Genomic DNA, 20,012 nt, shown 5'->3' on the forward strand with positions numbered 1-20,012 from the left:
AGCCTTTCCCTCGGCCTTGCCTTTCAGGCGGGTCTCCTCGATGAGGGTTCCGCTGCCGGGGAAGCGGCTGGTGCGGGTGGTCATCAGTTGCCTCCAGAGTTCGCGGGTCTGGGCGTCGCCCAGGCCGATCTCGGTGTATTCGGCCCAGTCCGCTGCGGTGTCGCCTCCGGTGTTGGCGAGCGCTGTCGCCAGCGCGTCCAGTATCGCAGGGAGGGCGGGATCCTTGGCGTGGGTGAGCGCGGAGAAGACGGAGACGGGGAGGTCGCGTGCCGCCTCGTCCGGGTCGGTGATCGCGGGGAGGTTGTCGGGGCCCAGGACCAGCGGGAAGACCGCGATGCTGGTGTGGGTCGGCGGGCCGATGCGGATGGGTTCCGCTGCCCAGGACGCGGTGGTCTTGTCCTGGCACACGACGAGCAGGATCGGCGGCACTTCGTACTTGGCGTACAGGTGGGCCAGGTAGTACGTCCAGCTGTTGAGCTTGTCGGGGTCCCGTCTGCCCTGCGACTCCACGGCGAGCAGGTAGCTTCCGTCGTGGGCCGTGTCGATACGCACCAGGGTGTCCACACGGCGTTCCAGCGGCTTGATCTCCGTGAGATCGGTGTCCAGGAGCTGGATCGCCGTGGGTTCGGGGAATGCGATGCCGGCCTTCGGAAGGGCCCGGGTGAACAGGCCTGGGTCCTCCCTGAAGATCTGGTGCAACGCCTCATGTGCTGAGCTGACCATGTGACGGAACGTAGTGAGGTTGCCCGCGCTCCGATGGTCGAACGTGATGCGTTCAGCCGTTCGCGTGACTTTGCCGCTGGATTATGCCGGAGCGGCAGGTCGGATATCTGTGGTGCGAGCCGGTGTTGAGCCGGAGGGCACAAGGTCAGGCCATGGAGTACGCGCGACGCAGGTCGGCGGTCATGCTGGGCTTCTGCGAACCGCCCGCCCCGCCATCACGTCCGTCCGCCGACCATCCTCGATCACGAAACGGCCGTCGATCAGGACGTACGGGATGCCCGTCGGCAGCGTGCGCGGTCGCTCGAAGGTGGAGCCCGCCGCGACCGTGGCCGGGTCGAAGAGCACCAGGTCGGCGCGGTAGCCCTCGCGCACCAGGCCCCGGTCCGGCAGGCGGAGGCGGGCCGCCGGGCGGCCGGTCAGATGCGCCACGCACTCCTCCAGGGACAGCACCCCCAACTCCCGTACGTACCTGCCCAGGTAGTGCGGGAAGGTGCCGTACGCCCTCGGGTGCGGCTTGTCGCCCTGGAGGATGCCGTCCGAGCCGCCGGTGTGGACGCGGTGCCGCATGATCGCCCGTACGTTGTCCTCGTGGCCCACGTGCTGGAGGATCGTCGAACCGAGGCGGTCCTCGGTCAGCAGGCGGCGGGCGAGGGTCCACGGGCTCTCGCCGCGCAGGTCCGCCGACTTCTGGACGGTCCGGCCGACGTACGACGCGAGCGCCGGGTCGCTCACGCCCGAGATCTCGATGGTGTCCCACTCGACAGGCACGCCGTGGCAGCCGTCCGCGCCGACGACCTCCATGTGGTGCCGGATCCGCTCGGCCGTCGTGTCGTCGGCGAGCCGCTCGAGGATCTCCGCCGGTCCGCCCTCGCTCGCCCAGCTCGGCAGCAGTGCCGCCAGCGTCGTGGAGCCGGGGGTGTAGGGGTAGGTGTCCAGCGTGATGTCGGCGCCGCCCGCCAGCGCCTCGTCGAGCAGGGACAGCAGCTCGGGGGCGCGGCCCTTGTTCACGCCGAAGTTCATGGTGGCGTGGGCGAGGTGGAGCGGGCAGCCGGCCTCCCGGGCCAGGCCCACCATCTCCTCGTACGCCTCCAGGGCGCCCGCCCCGTAACTGCGGTGGTGCGGGCAGTAGTAGCCGCCGTAGGAGGCCACCACCCGGCACAGTTCGGTGAGTTCGGCGTCCTTCGCGTACATGCCGGGCGTGTAGGTGAGCCCGGACGACATGCCGACCGCGCCCTGTTCCATGCCCTCCGCGACCAGCCGCCGCATCCGGTCCAGTTCCTCGGGTGTCGCCTCCCGGTCCTCCCAGCCAACGGCCAGCATCCGGACCGTGCCCTGGGGGATCAGATAGGCCGCGTTGACCGCGATGCCCTCGTCCAGGCGGTCCAGGTACTCGCCCACGGAGCGCCAGGTGAAGTCGATGTCGTCGCCGTACCCGTTCCAGCCGGTGATGGCGCGGCGCACCTCTTCGAGCGTCCGGTCGTCGACCGGGGCGTACGACAACCCGTCCTGCCCGATGACCTCGAGCGTCACGCCCTGCGCGGCCTTGGCGCTGTGGTCCGGGTCGCGCAGCAGGGCGAGGTCGCTGTGCGCGTGCATGTCGATGAAGCCGGGGGAGAGCACCAGGCCCTCGGCGTCCAGCTCCCGTACGGCCCGGGGGCGCTGGCAGCCCGCCTGGGCGGCCTCCTTGACGATCGAGACGATCCTGCCGTCCTTGATCGCCACATCGGCGCGGTAGGAGGGGTCGCCGGTGCCGTCGACGACGTCGGCGTCCCGGATGGCGAGATCGGCGAGGTCGGTGAAATCCACGGGGTCCATACCGTCCACGGGGCCTCCTGGCGGAACGTGTGATGTGGTCGACCTGGAAGAACGTGCGATGCGGCCGGCCTGGCAGAAAGCGCGATGCGGTCGGCCTGGAAGAACGTGCGACGTGGTCGGCCTAGAAGAACGTGCGGACGTAGTCCACGACCGTGCCGTCCGCCTCCGCCACCGGGATCAGCTGCCATTTGTCGAACGACGTGCACGGGTGCGACAGGCCGAGGCCGATCCAGTCGCCGACCTCCACGTCCGCCTCCGGCGTGGTGCGCAGCCAGGCGTGCTGGTCGGACAGGGCGGTCACCGAGACGCCGGTGGCCGGCCGCTCCTCGCCGTCCCGGCGCACCACCTGGGCGAAGGGCAGGTCCAGGTCGTAGGCCGCGTCCCGCTTGCCCGCGTTGACGAAGGCCTGCTCGGGGGAGGGCCGGGACACCACCTGCGCCCACAGCCGGAACGCCGGCTCCAGCGCGCCCTCCTGCGGGATCCTGGTGAACGGGGTGATCCTGCGGTAGTGGCCGTCGTCGTGCGAGACGTAGGCGCCGGAGCGGAGCAGCTTCAGGACGGTCGAGGAGAGTTCGGGGATCTCCGTGAAGACCTCCGCGACCGCGTCGAACCAGGCGCTGCCGCCCGCGCTCACCACGATCTCGTCGCATCCGGCGAAGCGCCCGGCCATGTCGAGGTCGACCGCCAGGGCGACCAGCCGGCGCAGCCACGCGCGCACCCGGTCCGGGTCCGGCTGCGGCACCTCGCCCTCGTATCCGGCGACCCCCACCAGCCGCAGCGTCGTGGTGGCGGCCACCGCGTCCGCGACCGCCGCGCACTCCGCCTCCGTCCGCACGCCGGTGCGGGCGCCCTCGCCGGCCGCGAGCTCCACGACCACGTCCACCGGGCGGGCGGTTCCGGTCAGGGCCGCGTCCATGAGTTCGACGCCGCGTACCGAGTCGACGTAACAGACGAACCGGAAGTCGGCGTCCGCGGCGAGTTGGTCGGCGACCCAGCGCAGGGCCGCGGGGTCGACGAGTTCGTTGGCGAGGAACACCCGCTGGATCCCGAACTCCCGTGCCACGCGCACCTGGTGGGGGACCGCGAGCGTGATGCCCCACGCGCCGTGCTCGATCTGGCGGTGGAAGAGCTGCGGAGCCATCGACGTCTTGCCGTGCGGGGCGAAGGCGAGGCCGTGACGGACCGCGTACGTCTCCATGAGCGTCAGGTTGTGCTCCAGGCGCTCCGCGGAGAGGGCCAGCACGGGTGTCGTGAATCCGCCGGTGAACAGATTGCGGCGCTGGGCGGCCAGCTCGCCGACGGTCAGGCCCTCGGCGTTTGGAGGGAGGCCCTTGAAGCGGTGGTCGACGCGTTCATCGGCCAGGCGGTCGAGCGCCTCGATGCCCATGGAGCCTCCTGATCTGTGCCGTTGCAGTATGTGCAACGAGCATTGCGTATGTCGCTTACGGCTGTCTAACATCTCGGCCGACGCGGGGTCAACGGACGCCGACCGAACCCGCACCCCCACAAAGGAGCTCCGACCATCGTGACCACCGACGGATCGCGCAAGGCCCACGACGTCGTGGACGTCGTCGCGCTCGGCGAGTCCATGGTCACGTTCCTGCCCACGGTGCCGGGGCGGCTCGCCGACGTTCCGTCCTTCGAGCGCGCCATCGGCGGCGCCGAGTCCAACGTGGCCTGCGTGCTCGCGGCCGCCGGGCACTCGGCGCGCTGGGTGAGCCGGGTCGGCGCGGACGGCTTCGGCGACCACCTCGTGGAGACGATCGGGGCGTACGGCGTCGACGTGTCGTTCGTACGGCGGGACCCGGCGCGGCCCACCGGCGTCTACTTCCGCACGGCCGGGGACCGGGCCACCGACGCCCACGAGGTGGCGTACTACCGGGCGGGCTCGGCGGCCTCCGCGATGGCGGTGGACACCGTCGACCTGGACGCCGTGCGCGCCGGCCGCGTGCTGCACCTGTCCGGGATCACGGCCGCGCTGTCCGGGCCCTGCCTGGACCTGCTGCGCGAGCTGACCGCACCCCGCCCCGGCCGCCCGCTGGTCTCCTTCGACGTCAACCACCGTCCCGGGCTGTGGCGCGACGCGGCGGGAGCACGGGTGCTGCTGGAACTGGCGCGGGGCGCGGACATCGTGTTCGTGGGTGACGACGAGGCGCGTGAGGCGTGGGGACTGCACGGCGCCCGGGCCGTCCGCGAGGCGCTGCCCGAACCGGAGATCGTCGTCGTCAAGCAGGGCCGGGGCGGGGCGACGGCGCTCGACAAGGGCACCGACGTCCCGGCCGAGGACGCCCCGGGCACCGCCACCTTCGTGCCCGCGCCGAACGTCGACGTCGTGGCGGCCGTCGGCGCCGGGGACGCCTTCGCCGCCGGTTTCCTCTCGGGAACCCTGCGTGGGCTGCCCGTCCGGGACCGGCTGCGCCACGGTCATCTGATGGCCGCCGCCGCGCTCACCGTCCCCGGCGACCTCGCCACGCCCCCCGCCCGCGACCACGCCGACCGCCTGGCCGCCCTCGACGACACCGCGTGGGGGACACTTCGACTCGGCCCTGGCTGGACCGAAGCCGCCCCCCGGGCCGAGGAGGAGGTACCCACCCCATGAGCCAGACCGTCGACCGGGCGCTGAGCATCCTGCCGCTGCTCGCCGAGGGACCCGCCGATCTCGGGCGGGTCGCCGACCGGCTCGGCGTGCACAAGTCCACCGCGCTCCGCCTGCTGCGCACCCTCGACGAGCACGGTCTGGTCTACCGCCAGTCCGACCAGCGCTACCGCCTCGGCGCGCGTCTCTTCGCCCTCGCCCAGGAGGCGATGGAGAACCTCGACATCCGCGAGATCGCCCACCCCCACCTCGTGCGCCTCAACGAGGAGTGCGGTCACACCGTGCACCTCGCCGTCTACGAGGAGAACGAGGTGCTCTACATCGACAAGGTGGACAGCCGCTATCCGGTCCGCATGTACTCCCGGATCGGCAAGCCGGTTGCCATCACCGTCGCCGCCGTCGCCAAGCTGCTCCTCGCCGACCTGCCCGAGGCCGAGCGCCGCGCCCTCGCGGAGAAGCTCGACTACCCCCCCTACACGGCCCGTTCCACCCCCAACGCCGCAGCGTTCCTGCGCGAGTTGGAACAGGTGCGCGAACAGGGCTGGGCCACCGACCTCGGCGGCCACGAGGAGTCCATCAACTGCATCGCCGCCCCCGTCCGCGGCGCCGACGGACGGGTGGTCGCCGCCATGTCGGTGTCCGCGCCGAACGTCGTCGTCACCGCCGAGGAACTCCTCACCCTGCTCCCGCAGGTGCGCCGTACCGCGGACGCGATCAGCGGCGAGTATTCCGGCAGAACACCAGTAAGGGACCCCGAATGACGGACAAGATCGCCCTCACCCCGAAGACCCACACCACCCCGCCCGCGAAGTTCTCGCACGGCGTGAAGAAGGGCAACATCCTCCAGGTCGCCGGCCAGGTCGGCTTCCTGCCCGCCGAGGAGGGCAAGCCGCCCACGCCCGCGGGTCCCACCCTGCGCGAGCAGACCCTCCAGACCCTCGCCAACGTCAAGGCGATCCTCGAGGAGGGCGGCGCCACTTGGGACGACGTGATGATGATCCGCGTCTATCTGACGGACGTGGACCACTTCGCCGAGATGAACGAGATCTACAACTCCTACTTCGAGGAGCAGGGCCTCACCCAGCCGCCCGCCGCCCGGACCACCGTCTACGTGGGCCTCCCGGCCGGACTGCTGATCGAGATCGACGCGCTGGCCGTCCTCGGCTGACGCCCCGTCGGCTCCCGCTCACTCCCGCACACTCCGTACGCCGTCACGGCGCGTCGACCGAACACCCCTGGGACGCCGCGCCGCGATCACCCATGCCCCGAACCCCATGGATTTACGAGAAGCAAGAGGACCACCTGTCATGCTCATGTCCCTCTCCTCGCTCGCGGCGTCCCCCACGCCACCGCCCGCACCCCACACCGGCGGCCTGCTCGCCCTCGTCCACGGCACCGCCGGGCTGCTCACCGTCGCCGCGCTCGGCATCGTGCTGCTGCTCGTCCTGATCATCAAGGTCAGACTCCAGCCCTTCGTGGCGCTGCTCGCGGTCTCCATAGCCGTCGGCCTCGGCGCCGGCCTGTCGGTCACCGAACTCTTCGGCACGGTCCAGCGCTCCGACGCCGTCTCCCTCATCGAGTCCGGCATGGGCGGCACCCTCGGCCACGTCGCCGTCATCATCGGGCTCGGCACGATGCTCGGTGCGGTCCTCGAGGTCTCCGGCGGCGCCGAGGTGCTGGCGTCCAGGCTGCTGGGCCTGTTCGGCGAGCGGCGCGCCCCGCTGGCCATGGGCCTGACCGGCCTGATCTTCGGCATCCCCGTCTTCTTCGACGTCGGCATCTTCGTCCTCGCGCCGATCGTGTACGCGGCGGCGAAGCGGGGCGGCAAGTCGATCCTGCTCTACTGCCTGCCGCTGCTCGCGGGCCTGTCCATGACCCACGCGTTCCTGCCGCCGCACCCGGGCCCGGTCGCCGCGGCCGGTCTGCTCAAGGTCGACCTCGGCATGGTCATCCTGATGGGCGTCGTCTGCGGCATCCCGGCCGTACTGGCCGCGTGGGCGTGGTCCGCGTGGATCGGCAGGCGGATCTTCGTCCCCGTACCGCAGGACATGGTCGAGGCGGCCGAGGAGGCCAAGGCGGCGCTCGAGCGGGAGCAGCGGGCGGCAGGCGTGACGCCGCCGGAGAAGCCCGTGCCGCTCTCCATCGTGTTCACGATCATCGGGACGCCTCTGGTCCTGATCCTCCTGGCCACCTTCTCCTCGATCGCCTTCGACCCCTCGACGTCCCGCTCGGTCATCGAGTTCTTCGGCCACCCCTTCGTGGCGCTGACGATCGCGCTGCTGCTGGCGTACTACCTGCTGGGCATCCGCCGTGGCTGGTCCCGCAAGTCGCTGGAGACGGTGTCCACTGCCTCGCTCAAGCCGGTCGGCAACATCCTGCTGGTGGTCGGCGCGGGCGGGGTCTTCGGCGCGGTCCTCAAGGGCAGCGGGGTGGCGCAGGCGCTCTCCGACACGTTCCACGACGTGGGCCTGCCGGTGATCGTGCTGGCGTACCTGATCTCCCTGGTCCTGCGCGTGGCCCAGGGCTCGGCGACGGTCGCGATCGTCACCACGGCGGGCATCGTCGCCCCGCTGCTGACGGAGGGCCACCACTCGCAGGCGTTCACGGCTTTGGTCATCATGGCCGTCTCGGCCGGCTCGATCTTCGCCTCGCACGTCAACGACGGCGGCTTCTGGATGGTCGCCAAGTACTTCGGGATCAGCGAACGGGACACGCTTCGGACGTGGACCGTGCTGGAGAGCGTGCTGTCGGTGGCCGGGTTCGCGGTCGCGGCGGTGGTGAGCCTCTTCGTCTAGGGTCTTTCGTTTGGATCAGGCCCCGCGAGCCCGGCGTGATCCAAGCGAGACGCCCCAGCCGTCCGGTGCCGACGTGAGGGCCGGTCGTAAGACACCCAAGACGTAAGACATCGGGCTGGATTCGTATAACGATGCCGGGGCCGACTGTGTCCGGCACAGGATCTTCGACCATACTGCCCGCTGTGGAGCAGCGCATTGGTTCGAGCAGCCAGCCCCTGGACGGCGCCGGGGTCGACCCGGCCTTCATCCCCGGGCTCACCTCACCCGTGGCCGTGGACCGGAAGGACTCCGTCGAACCGGACGACTCCGTGGAGCCGAACGACTCCGTAGAGCCGGAGGACGTGGTTCCGGAGACGGAGGCCGCCGCCGCGGAACCGGAGCAGGAGGCCCCTGCCGGGGAGACCCCCGCAGAGGGGCAAGAGGCTTCTGACGGCCCGGTGTTCGAGGCCGCCGACCGCCGCGCCCGGATCGTCGCCGATCGCAGTGGTGTACGGCTCCGCCTGGACGACCAGGAGTGCGAGTTCCGCTGGGACGAGATCGGCGCGGTGGAGACGGAGACCGCGCGTTTCGGGAAGCGGTTCACGGTGACCGTGCACACCCCGGAACGCCGCTGGTACCCCATCGAGATCGAGGCCGACTCCCGCGCACGCTTCCAGGAGTGGGAGACCAGGCTCGACGAGGTGCTGGACGCGTACTTCGAGGACGGCGAGGAGGAACCCGCCGCCGTCGAGAAGGACGACGACTGACCGTGGGATACGGTCCCCCGGGATACGGGCCCCCTGGACACAATCCCTCTGTCTCCGGTCCTTCTGTCTCCGGTCCTCCTGTAGCCGGTCCTCCTACGGCCGGTCCTCCTGTATACGGCCACCCGTCGCCACCGGCCGCGCCACCGGGCTTCGGACCGCCGCCACCGGCCGCGCCACCGGGCTTCGGACCGCCGCCACCGGCCTACGCCCCGTACCCGTCGTACGCTCCCCCGGCACCCCAGGTACCGCCCGGACCGGACTTCCTGGCCGCCGACCGTCACCACTCCGTCGTGGTGGACGCGTCGGGTGTCGCCTTCGAGATGCGCGGTGTGACGGCGGACTTCCCGTGGCCGGTGGTCCGCAGCGTCCACTACCGCTCCGGCCCCGACGAGAAGGTGCTGATGGTGGCGGTCGTGCACGTCGACGGCCGCGTGTTCGAGTGCGGGGTGGACGCGAAACGCCGCGAGAGGTTGCGGGAGTGGTTCGCCGAACTGGCGGCGGTACTGGGGCACTACCGCCCGATGGGCTGACTCACGGCACCTGGGCGTCCGCCGGGCGGTCGAGGGCGCCGACGAACGCCAGCGCGGCTGGGCTGGGATTGAAGTCGCTCCAGACCAGGTGCTCGACCCGCACCGGGCCCTCGGTGACCGGAACGGTGACCACGTCCGGCAGATCGCGGGTGAACGCCGTGGGCAGGAGGGCGACCGCGAGGCCCTGTCGGACGATGCGCGTCATCAGGTCCGCGGCGGTGACCTCGAAGGCGACCTCTCGGCCGAGACCGGCGGCGGTGAAGGCCTGGTCGCTCTGAGCGCGTCCAGGGGTGCCGGCGGGAAAGTCGACGAAGGTCTCCTCGGCCAACCGTGCCAGATCGACCTCGCCGGCGGCGGCGAGCGGGTGCGCGGTGCCGACGACGGCCACGAGACGGTCGCGGGCCAGCTCCCGCGCCCGCACGCCGAGCGGTCGGTCGGTCTCGGGCAACCCCAGGAAGGCGACGTCGAGTCTGCCTTCGCGCACCTCGGCCGTGAGCTCGTCGCTCGAGCCGACGCGCAGCGCGATCCGTACCCGCGGATGCTCGTCGCGGAACCGGTGCAGCGCGGCCGGGACATCGACCGCGGCGACGGTCGGGATCACGCCGACGGCCAGACGGCCGCGTACCTCGCCCACCGCTGCCGCGGCGTCCACGCCCGCCCGCTCGGCCGCCTCCAGGCACTGCCGGGCTGCGGGCAGAAATGCCTCCCCCGCCGCGGTGAGCCGCACCCGGCGGCTGGTGCGTGCGAACAGCTTGAGGCCCAGTTCGCGCTCCAGGTTGGCGATCCGGTGGCTGAGCGCCGACTGGACGACGAAGCACCGCTCGGCGGCCCGCGTGAAGCTGCCGGTCTCGGCCACCGCGAGGACGTACCGCATCTGCTGCAGATCCACCCATCGATCTTCCGCACAGATGGATGCCATGACAAGCATGTGTTGGATTCATCGACAGCTGAGGGCCGACAGTGATGAGGTGACTACGACAAGCATGCACACGGCCGCCACGGCCGCCGCCCCTGCTGCCCCTGCTGCCCCTGCTGCCCCTGCCGTCCCGGCGGGCCGGGCGGCCTCGACGTTCGCCACGGCGATCGCGCCCGCGGTGTGGGGCACGACGTACAGCGTCACGGCCCGGTTGCTGCCCGAGGGGCATCCGCTGTTCGCCGGGCTCATGCGGGCACTGCCCGCCGGGCTGCTCGTCCTGGCCCTGACCCGCACCCTGCCCCGCGGCGCGTGGTGGGTGAGGGCGGGGGTGCTCGGTGCGCTCAACATCGGCGTGTTCTTTCCGCTGCTGTTCTTCGCCGCCGAGCGGCTTCCCGGTGGTGTCGCGGCCACCCTGGGCGCGGCCCAGCCGATCGTCGTCGCCCTCCTCGCCGTGCCCGTTCTCCGCGAGCGTCCTTCCGTGTGGCGTCTGGCCTGGGGCGTCATCGGCGTGGTCGGCGTCGGACTCGTCGTCATCGGCCCGACGGCCGCGCTCGACCCGCTCGGCATCGCCGCCGGGCTGGCCGGCGCGGGGGCCATGGCGCTCGGTGTCACCCTCACCAAACGCTGGGGACGTCCCGCGGGTGTGGGTGCCATGACGTTCGCGGGCTGGCAGCTCACCGCGGGCGGGGTCGTGCTGCTGCCCGCCGCGCTGCTCGTGGAGGGCGTCCCGGACCGGATCGGCGCTCCGGCGGTGGCCGGCTACCTGTGGCTCGGCCTCGTCGGCGGTCTGCTCGCCTACACCCTGTGGTTCCGCGGGATAGGCACTCTGCCCGTCACCGCGACCGCCCTGCTCGGGCTGCTCTCCCCGCTCGTCGCCGCCGCCCTCGGCGTACTCCTGCTCCGCGAGTCCTTCACCGGCCTCCAGCTGACGGGGTTCGTCCTCGCCCTGGCCGCGCTGCTCGCCGGGCAGATCACTCCGTCCCGGACGCGACCCGCCCGGTGACCGTCTCTGCGACACGGAGGAGAGCGTCGGGGCTCGGGGGTTGCATAATCATGCGAAGGTGTGCATACACTTGGCCTCGTGTCCAAGGTGCTGACTTCCCTGCCTGTCGGTGAACGAGTCGGGATCGCCTTCTCAGGCGGCCTCGACACCTCTGTCGCGGTCGCGTGGATGCGCGAGAAGGGCGCCGTGCCCTGCGCCTACACCGCCGACCTCGGCCAGTACGACGAGCCCGACATCGCCTCCGTGCCCGGGCGTGCCACGGCCTACGGCGCCGAGGTCGCCCGGATCGTGGACTGCCGCTCCGCGCTCGTGGAGGAAGGACTCGCGGCCCTGGCGTGCGGCGCCTTCCACATCCGCTCCGGTGGCCGCGTCTACTTCAACACCACGCCGCTCGGCCGGGCCGTCACGGGCACCCTGCTGGTGCGCGCGATGCTCGAGGACGACGTGCAGATCTGGGGTGACGGCTCCACCTTCAAGGGCAACGACATCGAGCGGTTCTACCGCTACGGTCTGCTCGCCAACCCCTCCCTGCGCATCTACAAGCCGTGGCTGGACGCCGACTTCGTCAGCGAGCTCGGCGGCCGGCAGGAGATGTCCGAGTGGCTGCTGGAGCGGGACCTGCCCTACCGGCACAGCGCCGAGAAGGCGTACTCGACCGACGCCAACATCTGGGGCGCGACGCACGAGGCGAAGTCCCTGGAGCACCTCGACACGGGCATCGAGATCGTCCAGCCCATCATGGGCGTGCGGTTCTGGGACCCGGAGGTCGAGGTGACCCCCGAGGACGTCACCATCGGCTTCGAGCGGGGCCGGCCGGTCACCATCAACGGCAAGGAGTTCGCCTCCCCGGTGGACCTGGTCCTGGAGGCCAACGCGATCGGCGGCCGGCACGGCCTGGGCATGTGCGACCAGATCGAGAACCGGATCATCGAGGCCAAGAGCCGGGGCATCTACGAAGCACCGGGCATGGCGCTGCTGTACGCGGCGTACGAGCGGCTGGTCAACGCCATCCACAACGAGGACACGCTCGCCAGCTACCACACCGAGGGCCGCCGCCTCGGCCGGCTGCTGTACGAGGGCCGCTGGCTGGACCCGCAGGCGCTGATGCTGCGCGAGTCGCTGCAGCGCTGGGTGGGGACGGCGGTCACCGGAGAGGTCACGCTGCGGCTGCGGCGCGGCGACGACTACTCCATCCTCGACACGACCGGACCGGCGTTCAGCTACCACCCGGACAAGCTCTCCATGGAGCGGACCGAGGACTCCGCCTTCGGCCCGGTCGACCGGATCGGCCAGCTCACGATGCGCAACCTCGACATCGCCGACTCCCGCGCCAAGCTGGAGCAGTACGCCCGGCTCGGCATGGTCGGCGGCAGCCCGGACCCGGCGCTCATCGGCGCCGCCCAGGCGGCCTCGACCGGCCTGATCGGCGCGATGCCCGAAGGTGGCGCGGAGACGATCGCGTCCCGGGGAGAGGGCACCGCCGGCGAGGCCGAACTGCTCGACCACGCCGCGATCGAGTCGGGTACCGACTGAGACCCGACGACCCTGTCCTCGAGCGCACGGCCCGCCGCCTCCACCGGAGGGGCGGGCCGTGCGCCGCGGTCAGCCCCTGCCTACGGCAGCGCGTGCACGTGAGGGCCCACCGAGGCGGACCACGCGTTCCCGGACGCCGCGTCCCAGTTCGTCGACCACGTCATGGCGCCCCGGAGGTCCGGGTACGTCCTCGACGGCTTGAACGTGCCGCAGTTCGTTCCCTTCGACAGGCAGTCCAGGGCGTTGTTCACCACGGAGGGCGACACGTAGCCGCTGCCCGCCGCGCTCGTCGAGGCGGGGACGCCGAGGCCCACCTGGGACGGGGACAGGCCGCCCTGGAGCTGGATGCAGGCCAGGGCCGTCAGGAAGTCCACCGAGCCCTGTGAGTACACCTTGCCGTCACAGCCCAGCATGGAACCGCTGTTGTAGTACTGGGTGTTGACGACCGTCAGGATGTCCTTCACGTTCAGCGCGGTCTGGAAGTAGGCGTTCGACGTCGACTGCATGTCGATCGTCTGCGGGGCCATCGTGATCACGAGCGATGATCCCGCCTTCGACGACAGTTGCCTGAGCGCCTGTGACATGTAGGTCGCGTTCAGGCCGTTCTCCAGGTCGATGTCCACCCCGTCGAAGCCGTACGTCTGCATCAGCGCGTACACCGAGTTCGCGAAGTTCGCCGCCGACGTCGCGTCGTCGACCGACACTGTGCCGTTCTGGCCGCCGACCGAGACGACCACCTTCTTGCCCGCGGCCTTCTTCGCGGCGATGTCCGCCTTGAACCGGTCCACCGTGTAGCCGCCCAGGCCGGCCGAGTCGAGGGTGAAGCCCACCGCTCCCGGCGTGCTCGTCGCGTCCGCGAACGCCACCGCGATGATGTCGTACTGCGACGGCACGTCCGAGATCCGCTGCACCGTGGCGCCGTTGTCGAAGTTCTGCCAGTAGCCCGTCACCGCGTGCTTCGGCAGCCCGGTGCCGCCCCCGCCGCCGGACGGCGCCGTCGTGGCCGTCACCGCCGCCGACTTGGCCGACTCGCCCGCCGCGTTCGTCGCCGTCACCTGGAAGGAGTACGACGTCGAGGGGGACAGGCCCGTCACCGTCGCGGACGTGCTGGTCGCCGACGTCACCTTCGTGCCGCCGCGGTACACGGTGTAGCCCGTCGCGCCCGTCACCGCGTTCCAGGACAGGGACACGGAAGAGGACGTCGTGCCGGAGACCGCCAGGCCCGTGGGGGATGACGGGACCGTGGGGGAGGGGTCGCCGCCCCCGCCGCCGTCCGGGCCGTACACCGACACGTCGTCCGCGTAGTAGGCCGCCTGGCCGTACCAGCCGTTCAGGTACACCGTCACCGACGTCGTCGAGGCGCCCGTCGTGAACGTCGTGGACAGCTGCTTCCAGCTCGCCGAGTCCGGCGTCCACGTCGACACGTCCGTCGTACCCGTCCCCGTGGCGCCGAGATAGGTGTACCCGCCCTGTACCCATGCGCTCAGCGTGTACGTCGAGTTCGGCTTCACCGCGACCGTCTGGGCGCACTGCGCGTAGTCCTGGCCCGCGGGCGTCGCCTTCAGGGCGGCCGTGCCGCCGTGCACCGGGGAGGACACCGTCGTGCCGCTGCCCGCCGAGCAGGTCCAGTCGGCGAGGCCCGACTCGAAGCCGGCGTTCTTCGCGTTGTTCACGTCCGCCGCGGCCGCGTGGCCGGCGCCCAGCAGGGAGAGGGCGAGCGCGGCCACGGCGGCCCCGGCGAGGGTCCTTCTGCGGCGGGGCAGGGCTGGTAGGCGGTCCACTTCGGCCTCCGATGTGGGGAGAGGAAAGGGAGGAAAGCGCAGGAGGGCATTGCGGAACGGTGGCCACCGCCTGATGCTCCAAGAATTTGGTCCAGACCAATCCCGGTGTCAAGGGTTCGTGCACCTTCAACCGTCCTGGGGACGTCCGGAGTTGGGGCATATGCCCCTACTCTGTGTGGATCATGTCCCCACCTTCGGTGAGATGATCTTCTCGATTCTGTGTTGAGCGGGGCATGCCGTGGATATGGTGCTGTTGCAGGACGACGCAACAGGACGTCACAGGGGCCATCTGAGGCGGTGGTTGACCACCCCGCCGCAGTGAACGGGGTGGTGAGCAGCCGTGCCGACCGCGATAGCCGTCACCAGTCCCGACCTGGTGCTCCCACCGCTCGACCGGCAGACGCCGTCCGCCGCCGTCCAGCCCCAGCCCACGCTGGAGGCGTCCCTGACCGGTATGCACGCGCTGATCGAGCAGCACGGCTACGTCATCGCCCTGCACCCGGCCTCCGGCGACGACCCGGCCGTGCAGCGGCTGCGCACCGTCCGCTCCGTCCTGGAGAGCGACCGCGTCGCGCTGCTCGGCATCGACCTGCCCCCGCTCGCACTCGCGCTCCTCGCCCAGCAGTTGCGCCAGCTGTCGGTCTGCGACTTCAGCCCCGGCGTCCTCGCGTCCTCCGCGCGCCTGCTGGCCCACTACATCTACGCCGGTGCCCTCCTCGGCTCGGTCGCCAAGCTGGACCGCGTCCCCGTCCCGCTCACGTCCCACGCCAAGTCATGGGTGCCGGGCGCCCAGTTCGCCGTACTCGCCGGCCCCCACCCCCGGCTCGTACGTGTCGGGCAGGAGGAGTTACCCGGCCCCGAGTTCGGCACCCGGATGCTCGTCGCCGCCGGGCAGCCGCCCTCCGACTGGGTCACCGCCTCCCTCGCCCCCGCCTGGCGGGTCCAGGGCGTCGGGACCGTGCCGCTGCCGCAGGACTCGGCCCGCTGGTGGGGCACGAACCGGCTCGTCGAGTTCGCAGCCGGCCTGCACGACGTGTCCGTGCTCTACCAGCTCGTGTCGTCCGTACGGCGCGAGACATGCCACTGGTGCGGACTGGAACTCATCGGCGACCGCTGCGGGTTCTGCGCCGCTCCTCTCCCGCCGCCCCCCGAACAGCCACCGGCCACGACCGTCCGCGCCGCCCTGCCCCGCGGCGGGACGTAACCCGCAGGCGTTGGTCCGCAGTACGTCTCGCACAACGTTCGACCGCTCGACCGCCCGACCCGCCGTTTCCCGTCCCGATCGAGGTTGTCCGCGTCATGCTGCACCGCCCCGGGGGACGCCCCCCGGACCCCCGGCCGAAACGCAGGCCCGCTCGACCACCCGGCACGTCCCTTCGAGGTGAGATGTAGTGAACGCACGCCAGCGCCGCGGCGTCATCCTGCTGGTCCTCTCGGCCCTCGCCGCCGTCGGCGCCTTCGCCGGGGTGCTGTCGGTGATCCGCGACGTGAACTCCAAGGTCGGCCCCGAGGTCACGGCGTACCGCCTCAAGAACGGCATCGACCCCTACAAGGCACTCACGCCGGACCAGTTCCAGAAGATCTCCATGCCGAAGCGGTGGCTGCCCGCCACCGCCGTCACCGATCTGGCCCGGATCCGCGGGAAGATCGCCGTGACCCGGCTGGAGAAGGGCTCCCTGCTCCAGAGCGACATGATCGTGGACCGGCCCGAACTCCAGCCGGGGCAGCAGGAGATCGCCATCATGATCGACGCATCCACCGGCGTCGCGGGCAAGATCGACCCCGGTTCGCGGGTCAACATCTACGCCACCTTCAAGGCCGACAACGACAAGGGCAAGGACGAGTCCAAGGTCATCGTGACCAACGCCCGCGTCCTCGACGTCGGCAAGCTCACCGCCCTCGACCCGGGCCAGTCCAGCGACGATCGGCGGCGCACCGCCACCGAGGCGGTCCCCATCACCTTCGCGCTCGACACGGCGGACGCCCAACGGGTCGCGTACGCCGAGTCGTTCGCCACGCACGTCCGGCTCGCCCTGGTCGCGGGCGGCTCCCAGACCACCATCGCGCCGGGCGACCGTACGTACACCCTCGACCAGGACAAGTAGGAGGCCGCGCATGAGGTCCGTACCGGTCCCCAGCGGGCCTGTCCCCACGCTGTCCGACGGTGCGGGGTGTCGCCGATGACCGTCCGCGTCCTCCCCGCCGCCGGCGACCTCGACGCCGCCCGCTCGCTCACCACCCTGCTCGGCCAGCTCCCCGACGCCGAGCCCGCTCCGCCCGTCCACGACTCCACGGCCCTGCTCGACACCCTGGCGCGCCTGGCCGCGGACTCCCTCGACGAGCTGCCCGAGGTCGTCGTCGTGCACGAGCGGATCGGCCCGGTGCCCGCGCTCGACCTGATCCGCGACCTGGTGATGCGGTTCCCGGCGGTCGGGGTCGTCCTCGTCACCGCCGACACCAGCACCGGCGTGCTCACCGCCGCGATGGACTCCGGCGCCCGCGGCATCGTCACCCTGCCCCTCGGCTACGACGCCCTCGCCGAACGCGTCCAGGCCGCCGCCACCTGGTCCGCCGGGATGCGGCGCCACCTGAGCAGCGGCGCCCCGGAGTCGTACGCCGGCCCCGGAGGGACCGTGGTCGCGGTGACCGGCGCGAAGGGCGGCGTCGGCGCCACGGTCGCGGCCGTGCACCTCGCGCTCGCCGCCCGGGCGTCGGGCCGCACGGTCGCGCTGGTCGACCTCGACCTCCAGTCCGGGGACATCGCCTCCTACCTCGACGTGCAGTTCCGGCGCTCGGTCGCCGACCTCGCCGGGATCGCGGACATCAACCCGCGCGTCCTCCAGGACGCCCTCTACACCCACGACAGCGGCATCGGACTGCTCCTCGCCCCCGCCGAGGGCGAACGCGGGGAGGAGGTCACCGACCGGGTGACCCGCCAGGTCCTCGGCGCGCTGCGCTCCCGCCACGACGTGGTGATCGTCGACTGCGGCTCGCAGATGACCGCCGCCACCGCCGCGGCCGTCGAGATCGCCGACCAGGCCGTGCTGCTGGTCACCCCGGACGTGGTCGCGGTCCGCGCGGCCAAGCGGATGGTCCGCCTGTGGGACCGGCTCCAGATCCGCAAGGCCGAGGAGACGCTGACCGTCGTCAACCGCCACTCGCGCGGTACGGAGATCCAGCCCGCCCTCGTCGAACGCGTCACCGGCACCAAAGTGGCCCGCGCCGCCGTCCCGGCCGCCTTCAAGGAACTCCAGTCGGTCGTGGACGCCGGACGCCTCCAGGACCTCGACGCCCGCTCCACCGTCAAGCAGGCGCTGTGGGCGCTGGCGGGGGAGCTGGAGCTGGTCAAGGCGCAGGAGGCCGGCGGGCGGCGGCGCCGGGCACCGTCGGACCGGGGCGCGCTGAGCCTGTGGCGCAAGGGTGGCGACCGGGGGTCGGTGACCCTGGAGTTCGCCGGGATGTTCCCGCTGGTGCTGGTCGTGCTGGCGCTGCTGTGGGAGTGCGTGCTGTACGGCTACACGTACTCGCTGGCGGGCAACGCGGCGGACGAGGCGGCTAGGGCGGGTACGGCGGCGTTCGCGGCGTCCAAGGGGACCGACTACGACGGGGCCTGCGAGGCGGCGGGCGCCGAGCACCTGCCGGACGCCTGGAGCGGCGCGGAGATCCGTTGCGTCCCGGAGGGACCGGTGATGAAGGCGACCGTGAAGGCCGACGTACCGCTGTTCTTCCCGGGCATCAACCCGGGCTGGCACGTGGAAGGCAGCGCGGGCGCGGCGCTGGAGGGAGACGCCGGGTGAAGGGCAACTTCCGCCGCCACCGCACGCGGATGAAGCGAACCCGCCGCTGGGACGACCGCGGCGTCTCCATGCTCGAGTTCGCCGGCTTCCTGCCCGTCCTCCTCGTCATCGGCATGGCCGCCATCCAGCTCGGCCTCATCGGTTACGGCATCAACCAGGCCGGGTCGGGGGCACGGGCAGCTGCACGAGCGGGATCACAACACCGGGACGGAGTGGCGGCAGGCATTGCCGCGGTGAGTGACTGGCTGGACCCTGCGCCGGACGTCCAGGAGGGCGCCGACACGACCACCGCCACCGTCACCGTCCGCGTGCCGGCGGTGATCCCCCTCTTCGACAACATCCCCGTGCGCCGCCGCGCCACCATGCCCAACGACCCGGACCCCTTCATCCCGGGAAGGAGCTGACGACCGGCATGAGCCTCCGCTCCCGTATCGCCGCCCCCGACGACGGGGGAGCCGCCCGTGAGGACGGACACCTCGTCGCGGTCTACCGCGCCAAGCTCCTGGAGGAGATCGACCTCGCCGAGATGTCGGGCCTCGCCACCGCCGAACGCCGGGTCCGGCTCGAACGCGTCCTCGGCCACATCATCAGCCGCGAAGGCCCGGTCCTCTCCTCCGCCGAGCGTTCCCAGCTGATCCGGCGGGTCGTCGACGAGGCCCTCGGCCTCGGTGTCCTCGAACCGCTCCTCGCCGACGCCTCCATCACCGAGATCATGGTCAACGGCCCCGACTCGATCTTCGTGGAGCGGGCGGGCCGCGTCGAACAGCTCCCGCTCCGCTTCGCCTCCGCCGAGCAGCTGATGCAGACGATCGAACGCATCGTCTCCACCGTCAACCGCCGCGTCGACGAGTCGAACCCCATGGTCGACGCCCGTCTGCCCAGCGGCGAGCGCGTCAACGTCATCATCCCGCCGCTCGCCCTGACCGGCCCCACCCTCACCATCCGCCGCTTCCCGCGCGCCTACACCCTGCCCGAACTCATCGGCCTCGGCTCGCTCGACGAGCAGATGCTGATGCTGCTCGCCGCGTTCGTCCGCGCCCGCTTCAACCTGATCGTCAGCGGCGGCACGGGCTCCGGGAAGACGACCCTGCTCAACGCGCTCTCCGGGCTCATCCCCTCCCGGGAACGCATCATCACCATCGAGGACTCCGCCGAACTCCAGCTCCAGCAGGAGCACGTCATCCGCCTGGAGTCCCGCCCGCCGAACGTCGAGGGCAAGGGTCAGATCACCATCCGCGACCTGGTCCGCAACAGCCTCCGCATGCGGCCGGACCGGATCATCGTCGGCGAGGTCCGCGGCGGCGAGACGCTCGACATGCTCCAGGCGATGTCGACGGGCCACGACGGCTCCCTCGCCACCGTCCACGCCAACTCGGCCGAGGACGCGCTCATGCGGTTGCAGACCCTCGGCTCGATGTCTGAGGTCATGATCCCCTTCGAGGCGCTGAAGGACCAGATCAACTCGGCCGTCGACGTGGTCGTGCAGCTCGCCCGGTACCCCGACGGCTCCCGCAAGGTCGTGGAGATCGCACTCGTCGTGTCGCACGGCCGTGAGCAGTTCCGCGTCGCCACCGTGTCCCGTTTCGTGCCCCAGCCCCTCGGCCCCGACCGGATCGTCCGCGGGCGCTTCGAGCACCTCCCGCTGCCGCGGCCGGTCGCGGAGAAGCTGTACGGCGCGGGCGAACCGCTTCCGCCGGCCTTCGGGGTCGCGGACGCCCTCGACGTACTGAACACGAGGCAGGCCATCGGATGATCCCCGCCCACCCCAGGAGCCGGT

18 protein-coding genes are annotated in these 20,012 nt (G+C 71.5%); 13 read left to right on the forward strand and 5 right to left on the reverse strand.

Going from position 1 to position 20,012, the window contains the following annotated elements; genetic code table 11:
• From C3488_RS06445 to C3488_RS06455, 3 genes are all read right to left on the reverse strand, one after another.
• A partial coding sequence (locus tag C3488_RS06445; RefSeq protein WP_146067835.1) for a hypothetical protein occupies nucleotides 1-723 on the reverse strand: 723 nt, incomplete at its 3' end.
• Nucleotides 724-903: 180 nt separating this feature from the next.
• Complete coding sequence (locus tag C3488_RS06450) at nucleotides 904-2,538, reverse strand: amidohydrolase family protein (RefSeq protein ID WP_103838439.1); 1,635 nt, start codon at nucleotides 2,536-2,538, stop codon at nucleotides 904-906.
• Nucleotides 2,539-2,659: 121 nt separating this feature from the next.
• Entirely contained in the window at nucleotides 2,660-3,925 is a 1,266-nt protein-coding gene (locus C3488_RS06455; RefSeq protein ID WP_103838341.1) for an amino acid deaminase, read from the reverse strand.
• Nucleotides 3,926-4,063: 138 nt separating this feature from the next.
• On the opposite strand from C3488_RS06455, the gene C3488_RS06460 reads away from it, so the two are divergent.
• From C3488_RS06460 to C3488_RS06485, 6 genes are all read left to right on the forward strand, one after another.
• Nucleotides 4,064-5,137, forward strand: a complete 1,074-nt coding sequence (locus C3488_RS06460) for a sugar kinase (RefSeq protein WP_103838342.1) — start codon at nucleotides 4,064-4,066, stop codon at nucleotides 5,135-5,137.
• On the forward strand, nucleotides 5,134-5,895 hold the full coding sequence (locus C3488_RS06465; protein WP_103838343.1) for an IclR family transcriptional regulator: 762 nt from the start codon (nucleotides 5,134-5,136) through the stop codon (nucleotides 5,893-5,895). The genes C3488_RS06460 and C3488_RS06465 overlap by 4 nt, the downstream gene beginning before the upstream one ends.
• The gene (locus C3488_RS06470; protein WP_103838344.1) at nucleotides 5,892-6,302 is read left to right on the forward strand and encodes a RidA family protein; all 411 of its coding nucleotides are present in this window, start codon (nucleotides 5,892-5,894) and stop codon (nucleotides 6,300-6,302) included. Before C3488_RS06465 ends, C3488_RS06470 begins: the two co-directional genes overlap by 4 nt.
• A gap of 145 nt (nucleotides 6,303-6,447) precedes the next feature.
• Nucleotides 6,448-7,929, forward strand: coding sequence for a GntP family permease (locus C3488_RS06475; protein ID WP_103838440.1), 1,482 nt, complete (start codon nucleotides 6,448-6,450; stop codon nucleotides 7,927-7,929).
• Nucleotides 7,930-8,060: 131 nt separating this feature from the next.
• Nucleotides 8,061-8,675: a hypothetical protein gene (locus C3488_RS06480; RefSeq protein ID WP_103838345.1), complete on the forward strand. Its 615-nt coding sequence runs from the start codon at nucleotides 8,061-8,063 to the stop codon at nucleotides 8,673-8,675.
• A 290-nt stretch (nucleotides 8,676-8,965) separates the two neighbouring features.
• On the forward strand, nucleotides 8,966-9,205 hold the full coding sequence (locus C3488_RS06485; RefSeq protein WP_258053311.1) for a hypothetical protein: 240 nt from the start codon (nucleotides 8,966-8,968) through the stop codon (nucleotides 9,203-9,205).
• A gap of 1 nt (nucleotide 9,206) precedes the next feature.
• Here the strand turns inward: C3488_RS06485 and C3488_RS06490 are convergent, their stop codons facing one another.
• Complete coding sequence (locus tag C3488_RS06490; RefSeq protein WP_103838346.1) at nucleotides 9,207-10,094, reverse strand: LysR family transcriptional regulator; 888 nt, start codon at nucleotides 10,092-10,094, stop codon at nucleotides 9,207-9,209.
• Nucleotides 10,095-10,188: 94 nt separating this feature from the next.
• Here C3488_RS06490 and C3488_RS06495 point away from each other — a divergent pair, with 94 nt between their 5' ends.
• Complete coding sequence (locus tag C3488_RS06495; protein ID WP_103838347.1) at nucleotides 10,189-11,124, forward strand: EamA family transporter; 936 nt, start codon at nucleotides 10,189-10,191, stop codon at nucleotides 11,122-11,124.
• A gap of 78 nt (nucleotides 11,125-11,202) precedes the next feature.
• The gene (argG, locus tag C3488_RS06500; protein WP_103838348.1) at nucleotides 11,203-12,657 is read left to right on the forward strand and encodes an argininosuccinate synthase; all 1,455 of its coding nucleotides are present in this window, start codon (nucleotides 11,203-11,205) and stop codon (nucleotides 12,655-12,657) included.
• Nucleotides 12,658-12,737: 80 nt separating this feature from the next.
• On the opposite strand, the gene C3488_RS06505 is transcribed toward argG, so the two are convergent.
• On the reverse strand, nucleotides 12,738-14,438 hold the full coding sequence (locus C3488_RS06505; protein WP_103838349.1) for a chitinase: 1,701 nt from the start codon (nucleotides 14,436-14,438) through the stop codon (nucleotides 12,738-12,740).
• A 340-nt stretch (nucleotides 14,439-14,778) separates the two neighbouring features.
• Here C3488_RS06505 and C3488_RS06510 point away from each other — a divergent pair, with 340 nt between their 5' ends.
• The 5 genes from C3488_RS06510 to C3488_RS06530 all read left to right on the forward strand — a co-directional run bounded on the left by C3488_RS06510 (nucleotide 14,779) and on the right by C3488_RS06530 (nucleotide 19,988).
• A complete protein-coding gene (locus tag C3488_RS06510; protein ID WP_103838350.1) occupies nucleotides 14,779-15,642 on the forward strand; it encodes a hypothetical protein in 864 nt (287 codons plus the stop codon).
• Between the two features lie 187 nt (nucleotides 15,643-15,829).
• Nucleotides 15,830-16,543 (forward strand): Flp pilus assembly protein CpaB, encoded by a 714-nt coding sequence (cpaB, locus tag C3488_RS06515; RefSeq protein ID WP_103838351.1) that lies wholly within the window; start codon nucleotides 15,830-15,832, stop codon nucleotides 16,541-16,543.
• A 75-nt stretch (nucleotides 16,544-16,618) separates the two neighbouring features.
• Nucleotides 16,619-18,235 carry an AAA family ATPase gene (locus C3488_RS06520; RefSeq protein ID WP_103838352.1) on the forward strand — a complete coding sequence of 539 codons (1,617 nt, stop codon included), beginning with the start codon at nucleotides 16,619-16,621 and terminating at the stop codon, nucleotides 18,233-18,235.
• 29 nt (nucleotides 18,236-18,264) lie between these two features.
• The gene (locus C3488_RS06525) at nucleotides 18,265-18,639 is read left to right on the forward strand and encodes a TadE/TadG family type IV pilus assembly protein (RefSeq protein ID WP_258053312.1); all 375 of its coding nucleotides are present in this window, start codon (nucleotides 18,265-18,267) and stop codon (nucleotides 18,637-18,639) included.
• Nucleotides 18,640-18,647: 8 nt separating this feature from the next.
• Nucleotides 18,648-19,988: a CpaF family protein gene (locus C3488_RS06530; protein WP_103838353.1), complete on the forward strand. Its 1,341-nt coding sequence runs from the start codon at nucleotides 18,648-18,650 to the stop codon at nucleotides 19,986-19,988.
• The last annotated feature ends 24 nt before the right edge of the window (nucleotides 19,989-20,012 follow it).

The sequence above is a fragment of the Streptomyces sp. Ru72 genome, from assembly GCF_002920635.1.
GTDB lineage: Bacteria > Actinomycetota > Actinomycetes > Streptomycetales > Streptomycetaceae > Streptomyces.